An 18,522-nucleotide genomic window follows, 5' to 3' on the forward strand; every position below is an offset into this window, starting at 1 on the left:
ATGTCCCAGACTCCCAAGCACATGGTTGAGCGACTGCAATCGCTCGCAATCGAACGTCCGAACGACACCGCACTGATCTGCGTGCAGGCTGGCGGCGAGACGTCGCACGGCTACGCCGAGCTCGACCAGCGTGCCAACGCGCTCGCGCACCGGCTCGGTGGGGGCGCGCTCAAGGGCGAGCGCGCCATTCTGCTCATGGACAGCGGCCTGTCGTATTTCACTGCATTCTTCGGCTGCCTTTACGCGGGCGTGCTCGCCGTGCCCGCCTTCGCGCCCGGGCGCACGCGAGACGCGTACGCGGAGCGCCTGCGCGTGATGCTCGCGGACGCGCAGGCCCGCTGGGTGCTGGTGACCCCGGAGCACGCGCAGATCGCTCGCTCGCTGCTGGACCTATACGGGGAGACGGCGGAGCTGATCGTCATCGACGATTCGGGCGCCCCGGCGTCCACCTCGCGCATCGCCATCGATCTCACGTCGGAAGACATCGCGTTCCTGCAATACACGTCGGGGTCGACTTCGGCCCCCAAGGGCGTGATGGTCACGCACGGTAACCTGATCGCCAATGAGGTGGCGATTCAGGAGCGTCTGGGCGTCACGCCGTCGGACGTGTTCGTGAGCTGGCTGCCGCTGCCGCACGATATGGGCATGATCGGCACGATGCTCCAGCCGGTCTACACGGGTATCCCGCTCGTGCTGATGTCGCCGAATCACTTCCTGGAGCAGCCGATCCGTTGGCTCGAAGCGATTGCCCGGCACGGGGGCACGATCTCGGGGGGGCCTGACTTTTCGTACCGTTTGCTCACTGAGCGTGTGCGCGATGCGCAGATGGACGGCATCGACCTGTCGAGCTGGCGTGTCGCGTTTTCCGGCTCGGAGCCGGTGCGCCACGACACGCTGTGCGAGTTCGTCGAGCGCTTCGGCGCGTGGGGCTTCCAGCCGGGCGCGGTCTATCCCTGCTACGGTCTGGCCGAAGCGACATTGCTCGTGACCGGGGTGACGCGTTCAAGCGGGATGTCGTCGCTGTCAGTGGACGGTGCCGACGGTGAGACCAAGTGGCTCGTGAGTTGCGGCAAGGTGCCGCAGGGACACGAGGTGCGCATTGTCGACCCGACCCGCGGCAAGACGCTCGGCGACGGCGAGATCGGCGAAATTCGCTTCAACGGCCCGAGCGTGACGGCGGGGTACTGGCGCAATCCGGAGGCCAGCGCCGAGACGTTCGTCGAGGGCGAAGGCCGTCGCTGGCTGCGCACCGGCGATCTGGGCATGACGCGAGGCGATCACCTCTACGTGACCGGTCGCGTGAAGGACCTGATCATCGTGCGCGGCCAGAACGTGTATCCGCAGGATGTCGAACAGGTCGTCGAAGCGGAACTGGACATCGTTCGGTCGGGCCGCGTGTCGGCATTCGCGGTGGAAATCAACGGTCGCGAGAGCATCGGTCTCGCCGCTGAAATCTCGCGCCGCACGCAGAAGCTGCTGACGCCAGCACAGATCGTCGACGAACTCGACGCCGTGATCGCCCCCCGCTTCGGCGAAGCGCTCGGTGTCGTGGTCCTGCTCAATCCGGGCGGTCTGCCGAAGACATCGAGCGGCAAGCTGCAACGTTCCGCAGCGGCGCGCGGCTGGCGCGAGCGCACGCTCGACGCCTGGGCGGTGTACGCCGACGGGACGTTCGACGAGGCATACGGTGCGTCGCATAACGAGGGCGTGGAAGCGAAACCTGTGGCAGGTGAAGCGTCGCCGGACACCGTGTCCGGACGTCTGGCGGTGATCTGGGCGGATGTTCTGGGCCACGCTACCGATGCCGTCGATGTGGGCAGCGCCCACTTCTTCCGTCTCGGCGGCAATTCGATTCAGGCGGTGCAACTGGCCGCGCGCGTGCAGGCCGCGTTCAATGTGCCGTTCGACGTTCGCGACGTCTTCGAACAGGCCGCCCTGCGCGATGCTGCGCGGCTCGTGACGCAACGTCAGGGCGAGGTCGCGCAGAAGGGAACGGCCGGGGCCGTTCCGCTGATTGCGCGCAATGCCGCGTATGACACCGTTGCACCGCTCACGCACGCGCAGCGCCGTCTCTGGTTCCTGTGGAATCTCGACGCCTTGGATACCGCGTATCACGTGGGCGGCCGGCTGACGTTCGGCGTATCGCCTGATGCGTCGGCATTGGAAGGGGCGTTGCGCGCCAGCGTGGCCCGTCACGCCGCCTTGCGCACCACGTTCGATACCGATGCGCAGGGCGAACCGGTGCAGCGGGTTGCGGGCATCGACACGGCGTCGCGCTTCACGATAACGCAGACGCGACTCGATGACGTGGCCTTGCTCGACGCAGCGGCGCAGGCGTGGATCGATGCGCCGTTCGATCTTCGCGATGGCCCCCTGATGCGCGCCGCGCTGTTCACGACACCGGATCGTCGCGCGCATCTGGTCGTGGCATTGCATCACATCGTCTGCGACGCCTGGTCGATGCAGGGCTTCGTCGACGCGCTGGCAGACGACTATCTGGCTTGCCTGAACGGCCAGCCGACGCCGACGACCGACGATCCTGCCGCGCTCAGATATACCGATTTTGCCGTCTGGCAGCGCGATCAACGCGAGCACGAATCACGACAGCAGGAACTGGCCTACTGGTGCACCCATCTGGGCGACGAGCCTGCGCCGGCCATCCTTGGCGACCGCACGCGTGCGGGGAATGCGCCGCGACGCGCCGCCGCCCACGCGTTCGACTTCCCGCCGCAGGTTCACGCGGCACTGACGGGCGCGGCGGCGACGCACGGCGTGACGCCGTCCATGCTGATTCTGGCGGCGTTGGGCCTCGTGCTGCGCCGTCACACCGCGAGCCACGACGTGCGTATCGGCATGCCCGTGGCGAATCGCCAGCATGCGGGCACCGCACCGCTCATGGGGCTGTTCGTCAATACCGTGGTGATGAAGCTCGACGTGCAACCGGCCGGCACGCTGGCGGCGCTGCTCGCGCAGGTGCGCGACACGGCGCTTGAAGCGCAGCGGCATCAGGACCTGCCGTTCGACGTGTTGCTCGACGCCCTGGCGCCGCATCGCAGCATGGGCCAGACGCCGCTGTTCCAGGTCATGTACAACCATGTTCAGCAAGACGAGCGTTCGCTCACACGCTGGCCGGACATGGCCGCTACGCTGCATGGCATCGACGCGAGTGCTGCGCAATTCGATCTCACGCTGGACGTGCAGGCGTTCGCCGATGGCCGTCTCACCCCCCGATTCCGTTACGACGCCGACACGTTCGACGCCTCGACCATCGCGCGTCTGGCCGATCACCTGTGTAACGCGGTGCAAGCGTTCATCGACCATGCCGCGACGGCGGTGCGGGACGTGGCGCTGATCGACAGGAACGAGCAGGACCGGCTGATGCAGTGGAGCGCGAGCCAACCGGTGTCGCCGGGCTTGCCGTTGCATCGGCGCATCGAAGCGCACGCCGCGCAAACACCGGACGCGATCGCCGTGACGTTTGAGGACGTCGGTATGACGTACCGTGAGCTGAACGCGCGTGCGAACCGGCTGGCTCACGTGCTCATTGCGCGCGGCGTGAGGCGCGAATCGCGCGTGGGCGTTGCGCTGGAGCGTTCGCCGGACATGGTCGTCGCGATTCTGGCCGTACTCAAGGCGGGCGGCGCCTATGTCCCGCTCGACCCGCAATATCCGGCGGATCGCCTGAGTTTCCTGATGTCCGATAGCGGCATGGCGTTGCTGCTCACGCGCGAAAGTCTGCGTGAGCAACTTCCGGTGCCTGACGGCGTGCAGACGCTGCTGCTCGATCATCACGATCATGAGCACGCAAGCGCGGCCGGGGATTCGGACGAGACGTCGCCGGGCAATCCGGACGTGCCGGTGCTGCCATCGCATCTGGCCTACATCATTTACACCTCCGGTTCGACCGGCAAGCCGAAGGGCGCGCTCGTCACGCATGCGAATGTCGGGCGTTTGCTCGACGCCACGGATGCCGACTTCCGTTTCGGCGCGCAGGACGTGTGGACGCTGTTCCACTCCTATGCGTTCGACTTCTCGGTCTGGGAAATCTTTGGCGCGCTGTGCTACGGCGCACGGCTCGTGATCGTGCCGTACCTCGTGAGCCGTGCGGCGGACGACTTCCTGACGCTGTTGCGCCGCGAGCGCGTGACCGTGCTCAACCAGACGCCGTCGGCGTTCCGTCAGTTGCTGCAAGTCCCGGCGCTGGCGACGGCGGACGATCTGACGTTACGCGTGGTCGTGTTCGGCGGCGAGGCGCTGGAGCCGCAGACGCTGCGTCCGTGGTTCGAGCGCTTTGGCGACGCCCACCCGCGGATGATCAACATGTACGGGATCACCGAGACGACGGTGCACGTGACGTTCCGCCAGATCACGCAGGACGACCTCGCCGTGACGCGCAGCCCCGTGGGACGTGCCATCGTCGACCTCGGGCTGTACGTGCTCGACAGCGAGGGCGAACTCGCGCCCATCGGCGTGCCGGGCGAACTGCACGTGAGCGGGGCAGGCCTCGCACGCGGCTACTGGCAACGCGCATCGCTGAGCGCACAACGCTTCATCCCGGACACCTTCGCGGCAGACGGCGGCCGACTGTACCGGACCGGCGATCTGGCGCGCTGGCGTGCCGATGGTGAGCTGGATTACCTCGGACGTATCGATCATCAGGTCAAGATTCGCGGTTTTCGTATCGAACTGGGCGAGATCGAGGCGCAACTGCTCGCGCAGCCCGGCGTACACGGTGCGGTCGCGAGCGTGCAGGAAGGCCCGGGCGGCGCACGTCTGATCGCGCACGTGGCGGGCATCGCTCAGGTGCCTGCGCTGCGCAGTGCGCTGGGTGCGGTACTGCCGGATTACATGGTGCCCAAGGCGATCGTGGTCATGCCGGTGTTTCCGCTGACCGCGAACGGCAAGGTGGACCGCCGTGCCTTGCCTGCGCCCGAGTTCGGCCGTGGCGGCGACGTCGCGCCGCGCGCGGGCACCGAAGCCGTGCTGGCCAAGGTCTGGCAGGATGTGCTGGGCGTCGCCTCCGTGGGACGACACGACAACTTCTTCGCGATCGGTGGCGACTCGCTGCTCACGCTCAAGGTCGTGACGCGTGCAACGCAGGCGGGCCTCGCACTCGCGCCGCGGCATCTGTTCGAGCATCAGAGTCTGGCGGAACTGGCCGAAGCGCTCGACCATGAAGGCGGGGTGCAGGGCGGGCAGGGGGACGTGGGGACACAGCCCGCGCTCGTGCCGGTGCCTCGCGGCGCCGACGCGGTGCTGCCGCTGTCCTACGCGCAGCAACGCCTGTGGTTCCTTTGGCATCTGCAACCGGAAAGCTCCGCGTACCACATCGCAGGCGGATTGCGGTTGCAGGGTAAGTTCGATCACCGCGCGAAACAGGCGGTTCAGGCCGCGTTCGATACGCTTGTCGCTCGCCACGAGTCCTTGCGTGTGACGTTCGCACAGGCGCAAGGCGACGCGCAAAGTGCAGGCGGACCGGTCGCCGCGCGCCAGGTCGTGCACGACACCATGCCGGTGGCTGTGCGTCATCACGACGTTTCGGGCACCGCCGATCCGCAGGCCGAAGCCGTAGCGCTCGCCAACGCATTCGCGCGCGAGACGTTCGACCTGTCGCAGGGCCCGCTGTTGCGCGTGGGCATCGTCACGTTGAGCGCCGACGAGCATCATCTGCTTGTGTCGATGCATCACATCATCTCCGACGGCTGGTCGATCGACCGCATGCTCGACGAGTTCGTCACGTGTTATCGCGCGGCGCTGGACGGTACGACGCCGGTGCTACCGGTGTTGCCGGTTCAGTACGCCGACCACGCCGTGTGGCAACGCCGCTGGCTCGATGCCGGCGAGCGGGAGCGTCAACTGGCGTGGTGGCGCGCCACGCTGGGCGATCGGCATCCGGTGCTGGCGTTGCCGGCGGATCGGGAGCGCCGGTCGCTCGCGGATTACACGGCCGCACGCCATACGTTCGTGCTGCCGGCGGCGCTCACGCGCCAATTGCGGGCAAGCGCCCAGCGTCACGACAGCACGCTTTTCGTGGCGTTGCTGACCGCTTACATGGCGACGTTGTATCGTCATTCCGGCCAGCGTGACATTCGCGTCGGCGTTCCCGTTGCCGGGCGCGAGCGTCCGGAAGTGAACGACGTGCTGGGCTGCTTCGTGAACACGCAGGTCCTGCATGCGCAACCGCTACGCACGCAGACGCTTGGCGCTCTGTTGCACACGGTGCGTGCGAATGCCGCCGGAGCGCAGGCGCATCGGGATCTGCCGTTCGACGTGCTCGTCGACGCGCTCCATCCCGAGCGGAACCTGCGGCACACCCCGATTTTTCAGGTGGTGCACAACCATCGCCAGCCCGATCACCATGTGTTCGACGCGCTCGACGGCCTGACGGTCTCGCGTATCGATATCGCGGGCCGGAACGTGCAGTTCGAATTGACGCTGGACACGGAGGAGGCTGCCGATGGCTCCGTGAGCGCGGCGATGACCTATGCGCGCGAGATCTTCGACGAGGCGAGCGTTGCTTGCTGGGCCGCGCACTTCGTGAACTTCTGCGAGGCGCTGGCAGGCGATCCGTCCATTGCCGTGGGGCAGGTGACGTTGCGCAACGCCGACGGCAGCATCATGCCGCTGGTGGACGACGTGCCCAGCGATTTCATGCTTGCACACGGTGGCGAGAGCGCTAATGCCGGGGCGCGTGCAGGGGCGCATCGCGGCGCCTTCGAGACGCCGGCGTCGCCCGCCGAGCAGGCCGTCGCTGCCGCATGGCAGTCGGTGTTGCAAATCGACCGCATCGGCCGTCACGACAACTTCTTCGAGATTGGCGGCGACTCGATCCTGAGTCTGCAAATCGTGACGGCCCTCGCGCGCGAGGGCTGGAAGATCACGGCACGCCAGTTGTTCGAAGCACAGACCGTCGCCACGCTCGCCGCATTGGCGCAGCCGATCTCCGAGGCAGGCGCGGCGAGTCCGTCGAACGGCCGGGAAGTCGCCGCGATTGCGGACGTGGGCGCCAATGGCGACATCGAAGCGATGTATCCCGCTACGCCGTTGCAAAGCGGGCTGTTGTTCCACAGCCTGATGCAGTCCGGGCGCGGCATCTACGTGAACCAGAAGCGTCTGACGCTGCGCGGTGCGCTCGATCACGACCGTATGCGCGGCGCCTGGACGCAGGTCATGGCACGTCACGCCATTCTGCGCACGCATTTCAGCTGGGCGCACGGAGGTGACGCGATGCAGGTCGTCTCGCGTCATGTCGGGTTGCCTTACACGCGTCATGACTGGTCCGTCGGGCCGCAGGCGACCTACGACGCGCGTCTGCATGCCTGGCTCGCGGACGATCTGGCGCAGGGCTTCGACCTCGCCGTCGCGCCGCTGCTGCGTGTGAACCTGTTCGCGCGCCCCGACGGTCTCACGGATCTTGTCTGGACCGACCACCACGTGTTGCTCGACGGCTGGAGCGCCGCACGTCTGCTCGCCGAGGTGCTGGCGATCTATCGCGGCGAGTCGTTGCCCGAGCAAAGCGCATTGCCGCAGTACGGCGAGTACGTGCGCTGGCTGGACACGCAGACCGATCACGCCGACTACTGGCAAGCCCGCATGCGCTCGCTGGACGAACCGGCGACGCTGGTCGCCAGTCTGCCGGCAGGGCCGACCGCACACGACGCCACGTCGAGCACCCTGCTGCAAGTCGACGACGTGCTCGACGCCACGCTGGACACCCGCCTTCGCGATGCGGCGCGCCGGTATCACGTCACGCTCAACACGATGGTGCAGGCCGCGTGGGCGATGTTGAGTTCGCGCTACGGCAACCGCACACAGGTCGCTTTCGGCGTCACGCTGTCCGGCCGCGAGAACGATCTGCCGGGGATCGACCGGACGCTGGGCCTGTTCATCAACAGCTTGCCGCTGTGGATCGATGTGCCTGCGGCGTCGAGCGTTGCCGACTGGCTTCAGGACGTGCAGCAGCGCGGCACGGCATTGCGCGCCGTCGAGACCACGCCGTTGCGTCAGGTGCAGCAGTGGACCGGACGCGCCGCCGAAGCGCTGTTCGACACCCTCGTCGTCTTCGAGAACTATCCGATCGATGCGGCCGTGCGTGCCGACGACGCGTCGTTGTCGCTCGCCGCCTTCGCCACGACCGAGCAGACCCATTACCCGCTGGTGCTCGCCGTGCTGCCCGGCGACACGCTGACGTTGCGCTGGAAGGCCAGGGCGTCGCGCATCGCGCCGCAGATCCTGCGCCAGTTGCAGGACGATCTGCGCGCGATTCTCGACCAACTGGCCCGCCCGGCCAACGACGTGCTGCCGAATGTCGGCGCCATCACGCTGTCCGGACGGATCGAACCGTCTCCGCTCACCTGTCACGCGTTCGAGCCGGTGATGCATCGCATTGCGGCGCAGGCGTGGGCGACGCCGCAACGTCCGGCCATCCATTGCGAAGGCGTCCGGTGGACGTACCAGACGCTGGACACGGCGGCCAACAGCATTGCCGTGGCGCTGGCCGCGGCCGGCGTGCTGGCCGACGAGCGTGTCGGGCTGTGCGTCGAGCGCTCGCCGTGGATGACGGCGGCGTTGCTCGGCGTGCTGCGTGCCGGGGGCGCCTTCGTGCCGCTCGATCCGTCGTATCCGTCCGACCGGCTGGCGTTCATGATGGAAGACGCGGGCGTGCGTCGCGTGTTGGCCGACGCCGCGACCGCGCAGGCGATGGCCGATGTCCTGAGCGGCCATGAAGTCATCGTCGTCGATACGCTGGACCGGGCGTCGACCGAGGTCGTTTGTCAGGAAGTGCATCCCGAACAGCTTGCCTACGTCATCTATACGTCGGGCTCGACGGGGCGTCCGAAGGGCGTGGCGATCTCGCATGGCGCATTCAGCCAGCACATCGACGACTTCCTGAGCACGTACGCGATCTCGCAGGACGACAAGCAACTGCAATCGTCCACGATCAATTTCGACGTGGCGCTGCACGAGATGCTGCCGGCCCTGTGCAAGGGCGGACAAATCGAGATGCGCGGCGCGCAGGCGTGGGATCTGGAGACCACGAGCCGTCATCTGAGCGAAGAGGGTGTGACCTTCTCGCGGATTCCGACCGCCTATTGGCAGCAATGGCTGCGCAATCCGCCGTCGCGCGAAGCGCTCGCCGGGCTGCGTCAGATCACCGTCGGCGGCGAGGGGCTGCCCGGCGATGCGCTGCGTCAATGGCAGGATGGCCCGCTGGCGGGCATTCAGCTCGATAACCTCTACGGCCCGACCGAGACGACCGTGGCCTGCATGTTCCGCCGCACGTGCGACGAAGACACGCAGCACGCCATCGTCTCCATCGGTGTGCCGTATCCGTCGCGCCGTGTCTACGTGATCGATCAGCACGGTCTCGAGGCGCCGGTCGATGCGCTGGGCGAGCTTTGCATCGCGGGCCACACGCTGGCGCGCGGCTATCTGGGTCGCGCCGCATTGAGCGCGGAGAAGTTCGTGCCGGACCCGTTCATCGGCAACGGTGCCCGGATGTACCGCACCGGGGACCTCTGCCGACGCCGCGCCGACGGCCGCATTGATTTCCTCGGCCGTCTGGACGCGCAGGTCAAGCTGCGCGGCCTGCGGATCGAACTGGGCGAGATCGACGCGGTGCTGCGTCAGGTCCCGGGGGTTCGCGACGCGGTCGTGGCGCTGGTCGGCGCAGGCGAGGGCGCGCGACTGGCCGGCTACGTCGTGGGCGACGTGGCGGACGTGGTGCTGCGCCGCTCGCTGGAGCGCAAGTTGCCCGCGCACATGGTGCCGTCGGTGTTCGTGAACCTCGATGCGCTGCCGGTCATGCCGAACGGCAAGACCGACCGTGCTGCGCTGCCGATGCCGCAGGACATGGCCTCGCGTGAACGTCAGGCGCCGGTGGGCGCCGTACAGACCGCCCTGCGCGACATCTGGCGCGACGTGCTGGGACGCGATGATGTTGGCGTGACGGACAACTTCTTCGAGATCGGCGGCGATTCGATTCTGAGCCTGCGCGTGATTGCGCAGGCCGCCGCCGCCGGGCTCAAGCTCACGCCGCGCCATATCTTCGACGCGCCGGACATCGAGCGGCTCTCGCTGCTGGCGGAGCCGCTGCACAGCCGCGAGACACACGTGGAGTGCCGCGATCCGCTGCCGCTCACGCCGATTCAGGCGACGTTCTTCCAACGTCACCCGCACGGCGAAGCGCATTGGAATCAGGCCGTGCTGCTGCATAGCGCATCCATGCCGGACGTCGCCGCGCTGCGACGCGCGCTGGACGCCGTCATGCAGGCGCACGACGCGCTGCGGCTGCGCTTCACGCGCACGCCGTCGGGCTGGCAGCAGCAGGTCGTGGCGGTGGACGCGCATAACCTGCTCGAAACGCTGGACCTTCGCGCCGAGACGGACTGGCGTGCGGCCATCGACCGCGAGGGCACCCGTGTCCATCGCTCGCTCGACATCGGGCAGGGACCGCTGCTCAGGGCCAGTCTCATGCAGGTGCCCGAGGGCGCCTATCTGCTCGTCACCATCCATCACTTGGCGGTCGATGGCGTGTCCTGGCGCGTATTGCTCGACGAGCTGGAGCGTGCCTACCACGCCGCGCACGAATTGCGCGCGATCGAGCTTCCGGACAATACCCCTTGGAGCGTATGGGTGCAGGCGGCCGCCGATCATGCCGATTCGGCCGGCGTCATCGACGAATTGCCGTGGTGGCGCGACGCGCTCACCGGTGCGAAACCGCTGTTCGACGGCGCCAGTGCGGGTAAGCCCCGTCAGACCCGTCAGTGGTCGCTCGGCGCGCAGTCGACGCGCGAACTGGTGACGCAGACCCGCAGCCGTCTTGGCATGCAGGTGGACGAAGCGTTGTTGGGCGTGCTGGCCCGCTCGCTGGGCGATGTCTTCGGCTGTGCGGACGCGGTCGTTGCCGTCGAAGGTCATGGCCGCGAAACGTTAGGCTCGCTGGGTCAAGCCGAGCATGCCCAGCTCGATCTGAGTTCGACCATCGGCTGGTTCACGACGCGCTACCCGGTGCGCTTGCCATCGACCGGTGCATTGGACGAACAGCTTCTCGCGACGAAAGACACGTTGCGCGACGTCCCGAACAAGGGCCTGCACTGGGGCCTGCTGGCGTGGCACGCGCGCGACGACGTGCGCGATGCGCTCGCCACGCTGCCTGTCGCACAGGTCGGCTTCAACTATCTCGGCAACCTCGATCAGGCGGTCGCGAGCGGCAGCCTGTTCGCGCTGTCGACGCTGCCCTGCGGCGAGATGGCCGTGGCGGCACCTGCACCGTTCGCGCTCGATCTGAACGCACGTATTCAGGACGGTGCGCTGTCGATTACGTGGGACTACGACCCCGATCTGCTCGATGCCGCACAGGTCGAGCAGTGCATCGCGCGTTTCGACGCGCAGGTGCAGGCCGTGGTGGCCGCGACACGCGAGCGTGCTCGCCTCTTCTCGCGCAGCGACTTCCCGCGCGCGGCGCTGACTGCGGCGCAATGGCAACGGCTGTCGCTGGAAGCGTCGGGGGTGGAGGATGTCTATCCCGCCACGGCAGTCCAGCAGGGGTTGCTGTATCACGATCTGTCGTTGCCCGGCGAGGGCATGTACATCACGCAAAAGCGTGTGACGCTCGTTGGCGAGCTCAATGTCGACGCCCTGCGCGCGGCGTGGGAGCACGCCGTTGCACGTCACGCCGCGCTGCGCACGCGTTTCGCGTGGGGCCATGGCGGCCCGATCCTGCAAATCGTACAGTCGCGCGCCGAACTGCCGTTCACCGTGCATCCGGTGGCGGCGCACAACGAAACGACGCTAGCCTTCGAGGCCCGTTTCTCACAGTGGCTGGCGAACGATCTGCGTGCCGGATTCGACGTCGAGCGCGCACCGCTGCTGCGGGTGAACGTATTCCTGCGCCCAGACAATGCAGCCGATCTGGTGTGGACAGCGCATCACGCCATTACCGACGGCTGGAGCAGCGCCTTGCTGATGGCCGAAGTGGTCGGTACCTATCGGCGGGTGTGCAACGGCGAGACGCGGGGACAGGCGAACGCGGCACCGGCGGTGCCGTACAGCCGTTACGTCGACTGGGTCTCGCGTCAGCCGTCTTCACGCGACTGGTGGGTGGCGCAAGCCGGTGATGCGTCCGAGCGCGGGCAGTTGCTGGCCTACGCCGCTGGCGAGTCCAGCGCCGCGGGGCAAGCGCTTACCTTCGAGGATGTGCTTCCCGACACGCTTGGCGCGAGACTCACCGAAGCCGCTCAGCGCTATCAGGTCACGATCAACACGGTGATGCAGGGCGCGTGGGCGATGCTGATTTCGCAGCATAGCTTCCGCCAATGCGTGACGTTCGGCGTGACGGTCTCGGGCCGTCCCGCGTCGCTGCCCGGCGCGCAGGACATGCTCGGCCTGTGCATCAACTCGTTGCCGCTGTTCGTCGCCGTCGAGCCGTCGCGCGACCTGGGGGAATGGCTGCGCGCGTTGCAGGCACAGAACGTCTCGCTGCGCGAGCACGAGCACACCCCGCTCGCCTCCGTCCAGCAATGGCTCGGCATGAACGGCACCGCGCCGTTCGATAGCCTGATGGTGTTCGAAAACTATCCGGTGGCAGCCGGGCTGCTCGATGGCGATGCGTCCTTGCGCGTCGGCCAGGTGCAGGGATGGGAGCGCACCAACTATCCTGTCACGCTCACGGTCGCCACGCGCGGCACGCCCACGCTGGGCTGGCGCTTCGACGCGACGCGTTGTTCGGACGCACTGGCGACACGGCTGCGTCGCGAGTACCTGACGTTGCTGAATGCGTTGGCCGACGCCCCGGCGACCGGCCAGCGCGTGGTTGACGCACTGACCCCGAACGCCGACACGACGAACGCACTCGCGGCGTTGGGCGAGGCCGTGGCGACCGACGTCGCGACGACCCTGGTGGCCGCACGCATCGCGGCGCAGGCGCGACGCACCCCCGATGCCGTGGCGCTTGTCCTCGACGAGCGCAGCCTGAGCTTCGCTGAACTCGACGCTGCGGCCAACAGGCTGGCACACCGCCTGATCGGCATGCATGTCACGCCGGAAGCGCGCGTCGGTGTCGCGATGCATCGCTCCATCGACATGGTGGTCGCGTTGCTGGCCGTCATGAAGGCAGGCGGCGCTTATGTGCCGCTCGATCCGGCTTATCCGGCGGCGCGCATCGCGCACATGATCGACGATAGCGGGGTGCGCGTCGTGCTCTCACAGGCAGACGTCTCGCTGTCGTTGTCGGCGGGCGTGCAGCGTCTAGATATCGACGCGTCCGTTCTGGCCGACGGTCAGCCGCTGCCGCCCGACGCGGCGTTGCACAGGGACAATCTGGCGTACGTCATTCACACGTCCGGCTCGACCGGCGTTCCGAAGGGCGTGGCGATCTCGCACGGCGCGCTCACGGGCCACGTCGACGCCACCATTGCCTACGCGAAGCTCAGTGCCGCCGACCGGGTGCTGCAATTCTCGACGGTGAACTTCGACGGCTTCGTCGAACAGCTTTTCCCGAGCCTGTGTGTCGGCGCGACGGTCGTGCTGCGCGGCCCGGATGTCTGGTCGAGCGACGAGTTTGTCGCGCGCGTACGCCATCACGGTGTGACGGTGGCGCACTTGCCGACGGCCTACTGGCACGCGCTGACGCAGGATCTGGCCGATAGCGCCGAATCCCTCGCGCCGCTGCGTGAATTCCACGCCGGGGGCGAAGCGATGTCCGCGCAGGCATTGCGCCGCACGCGCGCGAGCGCCGGGCTGGCGCCGGTCACGCTGATCAACACTTACGGCCCGACCGAGGCCACCATTACGGCGACGGTCTACGATGCGGCGGAGATCGGTGCCGACGCGCTGCCGTCGCTGTCGGCCTTCGTGCCCATCGGACGTGCGCTGCCGGGACGTCGGTTGTATGTCGTGTCGCCGGATCTGTCGCTCGTGGCGCGCGGTGCCCCGGGCGAACTCCTGATCGGTGGCGACCTGCTCGCGCGCGGGTATCTGAACCGCCCGGCACTCACCGCCGAACGCTTCGTACCGGACGCCTTCGAGAATGACGGCGCGCGCCTGTATCGCACCGGCGATCTGGTGCGCTGGCGTGACGATGGCGCGCTTGATTATCTCGGTCGCATTGACCATCAGATCAAACTGCGTGGCTACCGGATCGAACCGGGCGAAATCGAAGCCGCGCTGACGGCGCAGGCAGGCGTGCGGGAAGCCGCTGCGATCGTGCGCACGGACGGCGCCCGCACGCGTCTGATTGCCTATGTGGGCCGTGAGCCATCGCAAGCCGTGGACGGCGGCCGACTGCGCGAGGCGCTCGCCAACGCGCTGCCCGACTACATGGTGCCCGAGACGGTCGTCGTGCTCGACGCCCTGCCGCTCACCCCGGGCGGCAAGGTCGATCGCGTGGCGCTGCCGGACCCCGGAGCCGCCGTCACGGCGTTTGAAGCCCCGCAGGGCGAGACCGAGCGCGTGCTTGCCGACTTGTGGCAAACGGTGCTGGGCGTCCCGCAAGTGGGGCGTCACGACAACTTCTTTGCACTGGGCGGCGATTCGATCCTGAGTCTGCAAGTCGTGGCGCGTGCCCGTCAGAAGGGGCTGTCGTTGTCGCCGAAGCAACTCTTCTCGGCGCCGACGCTCGCCGCGCTGGCCGCGGTGACGACACCGGCCGAGGCCGGTGCCGCACGCGTGACGACCGACGACGCGCCGGGCGACCTGCCGCTGTTGCCGATCCAGCGGGCGTTCTTCGCTACCGGCATGGCCAACGTGCATCACTGGCATCAGGCCTTGCTGCTCACGCCGGCGGAGCCGCTGGACGCGCAGGCGCTGCGTCAGGCGTTGGCAAGCGTCATCGCGCTTCATGCCTCGCTGCGTCTTCGCTTCACATCTGACCTCACACCTGACGCCGCACAGGCCAGCGGATGGCGTCAGTCGTATGCGGCGTTCGACCGCGAAGCCGCGCAGGCGGTGCTGTGGACGAGGACTGTCGCGAGCGCCGACGAGATCGAAGCCGTCGGCAACGAAGCGCACGCCAGCATTCATCTTACGCACGGGCCGATCTTGCGCGCCGTGCTCATCACGCTGCCGGACGCCAGCCAGCGCCTGCTGCTCAGTGCGCATCACCTGGCGGTCGATGGGGTGTCCTGGCGCATCCTGCTTGGCGACCTGCGTGCGGCATACGACGCATGGCGCGCCGGGCGCGCACCGGCGCTGCTCTCGGTGGGCACGAGCTATCGCTCGTGGGCCGAACGTCTGGCGCAAGGGGCGTCGCGCGAGGCGCAACGCGCCGAGCTGCCGTACTGGACGGGCATTCGCGGTGCAACGCATCTGCCGGTGATGAACGACAGCGCCGTGGCGCTGGCGGCGGACCTGACCCGGGTCGAACGCCGATTCGATCGTGACGTGACGCGACACCTTCTGCAAGACGCAGGCGTGGCCTATCGCACGCAGACGGCCGAGCTGCTGCTCGTTGCCGTGGCGCGTGCCCTGCACTCGTGGGTGGACGCCCCGGCGAATGTGTCGACGCAGGTGCCGACGCCTCTGTCGAACTACGTCATTGCACTCGAAGGGCATGGACGCGAGCCGTGGAGCGACGACGTCGATCTGTCGCGTACGGTCGGGTGGCATACGAGCCTGTACCCGTTTGCCGTTCAGGCGCAGGGTGAGCTTCGCGACGCCATTCTGCGTACGAAGTCGGCGTTGCGTGCAGTGCCGCAACGTGGTCTTGGCTTCGGCGTGATGCGCTGGCTGGGCGACGACGCGACCCGCGAGGCGCTCGCCGAAGTGCCGGTGCCGAGCGTTGTCTTCAACTATCTGGGGCGTTTCGACGGTGCGCTGGGGCAGGATTGGCAGCAAGCCGGGGAACCGCTCGGACAGACCGTCGCCGGCGATACGCCGCTCTCGCATGACCTCAGCATCGACGCCAAGGTCGTGGACGGCGCGTTGAGCGTGGCCTTGTCGTTCAGCGCGCGACGTCTGGCGAAGGCGGACGTCGAAGCGCTGGCTGCTGCCATCGACCGCGAACTGTCGGCTGTCGTCGCACATTGTCTCGATGAGCACGCCGCCGGCGTGACGGCGGACGATTTCCCGCTCGCCGCACTGGACGAGGCAACGCTCGCAAGCCTGCCCCTGCCGTGGCGCGACGTCGACGATCTCTACCCGTTGGCGCCAATGCAGGCGGGCCTGCTGTTCCACGCCATGGTCGACGGGCAGGGCGGGGCGTACCTGAATCAGATGCGTGTCGATATCGACGGACTCGATCCGGCGCGTTTCGAAGCGTCGTGGCAGGCCGTATGTGCGCGTCACGAGATGTTGCGCACGGGCTTCGTGGCTACTGGCAGCACGCTGCTGCAATGGGTGGCCCGCAAGGCGCCCGTGCCGTTCCTGCATCACGACTGGCGTGAGCGTACGACGTCGCTGGCGGTCGCGCTGGATGCCCTGGCGCTCGCACAGCGCGAGCAGCCTTTCGATCTCGCCACGCCGCCGCTGCAACGTGTCGCCCTCGTGCGCACCGGCGCGTCGACGTATCACCTGATCTGGACCTGCCACCATCTGCTGCTCGACGGCTGGAGCACGTCGCGCCTGATCGGCGACGTCATGCGCCACTATCGCGGCGAATCCGCAGCGGCTCAGACGGCCTCGTCAGCGACGTTCCGCGACTATGTCGCCTGGCTTGTCGCACAACGCCAGCACGATGCCGGTGGCGCGAATGCGTTCTGGCGCAAGACGCTCGGCGGCCTCGACAGCGCGACGCGTCTCGCACCTCGTGAATTGCCCGGTGCGCAGGCGCGCGAGGATTTCGCGACGGAAGTCTCTGAACTCGATGCCGACACCGTCAGCCTGTTGAATGCGTTCGCCGCACGTGAACACATCACCGTCAACACGCTTGCGCAGGGCGCGTGGGCGTTGATGCTGCATCAGGCGACGGGGCATGCCAGCGTGGCGTTCGGCACGACCGTGGCGGGGCGTCCTGCGTCGCTGCCCGGCGCCGAGACCATCGTCGGTTTGTTCATCAACACGGTGCCGGTCGTGAGTCACCGCCCACTTCGCGATGCGGCGGGCGACTGGCTGCGTGACTTGCAGGCACGGCGTGCCGAGGCGGCCGACTTCGAACACACGCCGCTGCACGACATTCAACGCGTGGCGCCGCTCAGCGGTTCGCTGTTCGACACGCTGTTCGTCTTCGAAAACTTCCCGGTCGACGGCGCGCTTGCGCAGGCGTCTTCGCACGGTCTGACGCTCTCGGGGGCAAGCACCGACGAATCGACGCATTACCCGCTCGCCGTTACGGTCGTGCCGGGCGCGGCGTGGCGCATTCGCTGGAGTTACCGCACGCAGGGGTTCTCGCGCGAGGAAGTGCTCACGCTCGCGACGCGCTTCGCCCGCACGTTGCGCGCGCTGGCCAGCGAAGGTTCGCAGGCGGCGGCCGATGCGCTGCGCCTGAGCGCCGACAAGGCCATGCAGATCGCGGCCCTCGGTGCGCCGCAGTCGCAAGCCGTGTCGACGTTGGCACAGCAGGCGTTGTGCCTGCACGAACGTATCGCGGCGAACGCGCGTCGTGCACCGCAGGCCCCGGCGCTGCGCGACGGCGAGACGGTCGTCACCTACGGCGAGCTCGATGCGCAGGCGAATCGCCTCGCGCACCGCCTGCTCGCCGTGGGCATCGGCGCGGAGTCGCGCGTCGGTATCGGCATGACACGCTCGCCGCAGATGATCGTGGCCATGCTCGCAACGCTTAAAGCCGGTGCGGCCTACGTGCCGGTCGATCCGGCCTATCCGGCCGAGCGGCTGTCGTATCTGATGACCGACTCGGGCATGCGCTGCCTGCTGACCCGCGCGGGTGACCGCGAGCTGTTGCCGGTGCCGGACGGTTTGCCTGTGGTCGACATCGACCACGAGGCGGGTGACACGGACACCGTGGAAGCGGCAGAAGCCCCGACGATCAAGGTCGATGCGCGGCAGCTTGCCTACGTGATCTACACGTCGGGCTCGACCGGCAGGCCGAAGGGGGCGCAGCTCACGCATGCCAACGTCATGCGATTGCTTGATCGCACGCAGGCGCGCTTCAGGTTCGGTGAGCAGGACGTCTGGACGCTGTTCCACTCCTTCGCCTTCGACTTCTCGGTGTGGGAAATCTTCGGCGCGCTGTGCTACGGCGGCAAGCTGGTCATCGTGCCGCACGCGGTCTCACGCTCGCCCGCCGAGTTCGCGACGTTATTGCGCGAGACCGGTGTGACGGTGCTGAACCAGACCCCGTCGGCGTTCCGTCAACTGCTGCAAGTGCCGTCGATGTATGGGGACGGCCTGCGCCTGCGCACGGTCATCTTCGGGGGCGAGGCGCTGGAAGTGCGCGCGCTCGCACCGTGGTTCGCGCATTACGGCGATCGCGGTCCGGCCATGGTCAACATGTACGGCATCACGGAGACGACGGTCCACGTCACGGCCCGTGAGATTACGTCCCGGGACATCGGGGCGGAACGCAGTCCTGTGGGGCGTCCGATCGACGACCTCGGGCTGTACGTGCTCGACGCGTGGGGCGAACTC

Annotated in this window: 1 protein-coding gene (running past one end of the window); it reads left to right on the forward strand. The window is 67.7% G+C overall.

Annotation, left to right across the window (positions count from 1 at the left end; genetic code table 11):
• Positions 1-18,522: the 5' portion of a non-ribosomal peptide synthase/polyketide synthase gene (locus PCA20602_RS14305; RefSeq protein ID WP_174981122.1), read on the forward strand. It continues 9,831 nt past the right edge of the window; the window shows 18,522 of its 28,353 coding nt (coding positions 1-18,522); its start codon is at positions 1-3; its stop codon lies beyond the right edge, outside the window.

Origin of the sequence: Pandoraea capi (assembly GCF_902459735.1) — a bacterium.
Lineage (GTDB): Bacteria > Pseudomonadota > Gammaproteobacteria > Burkholderiales > Burkholderiaceae > Pandoraea > Pandoraea capi.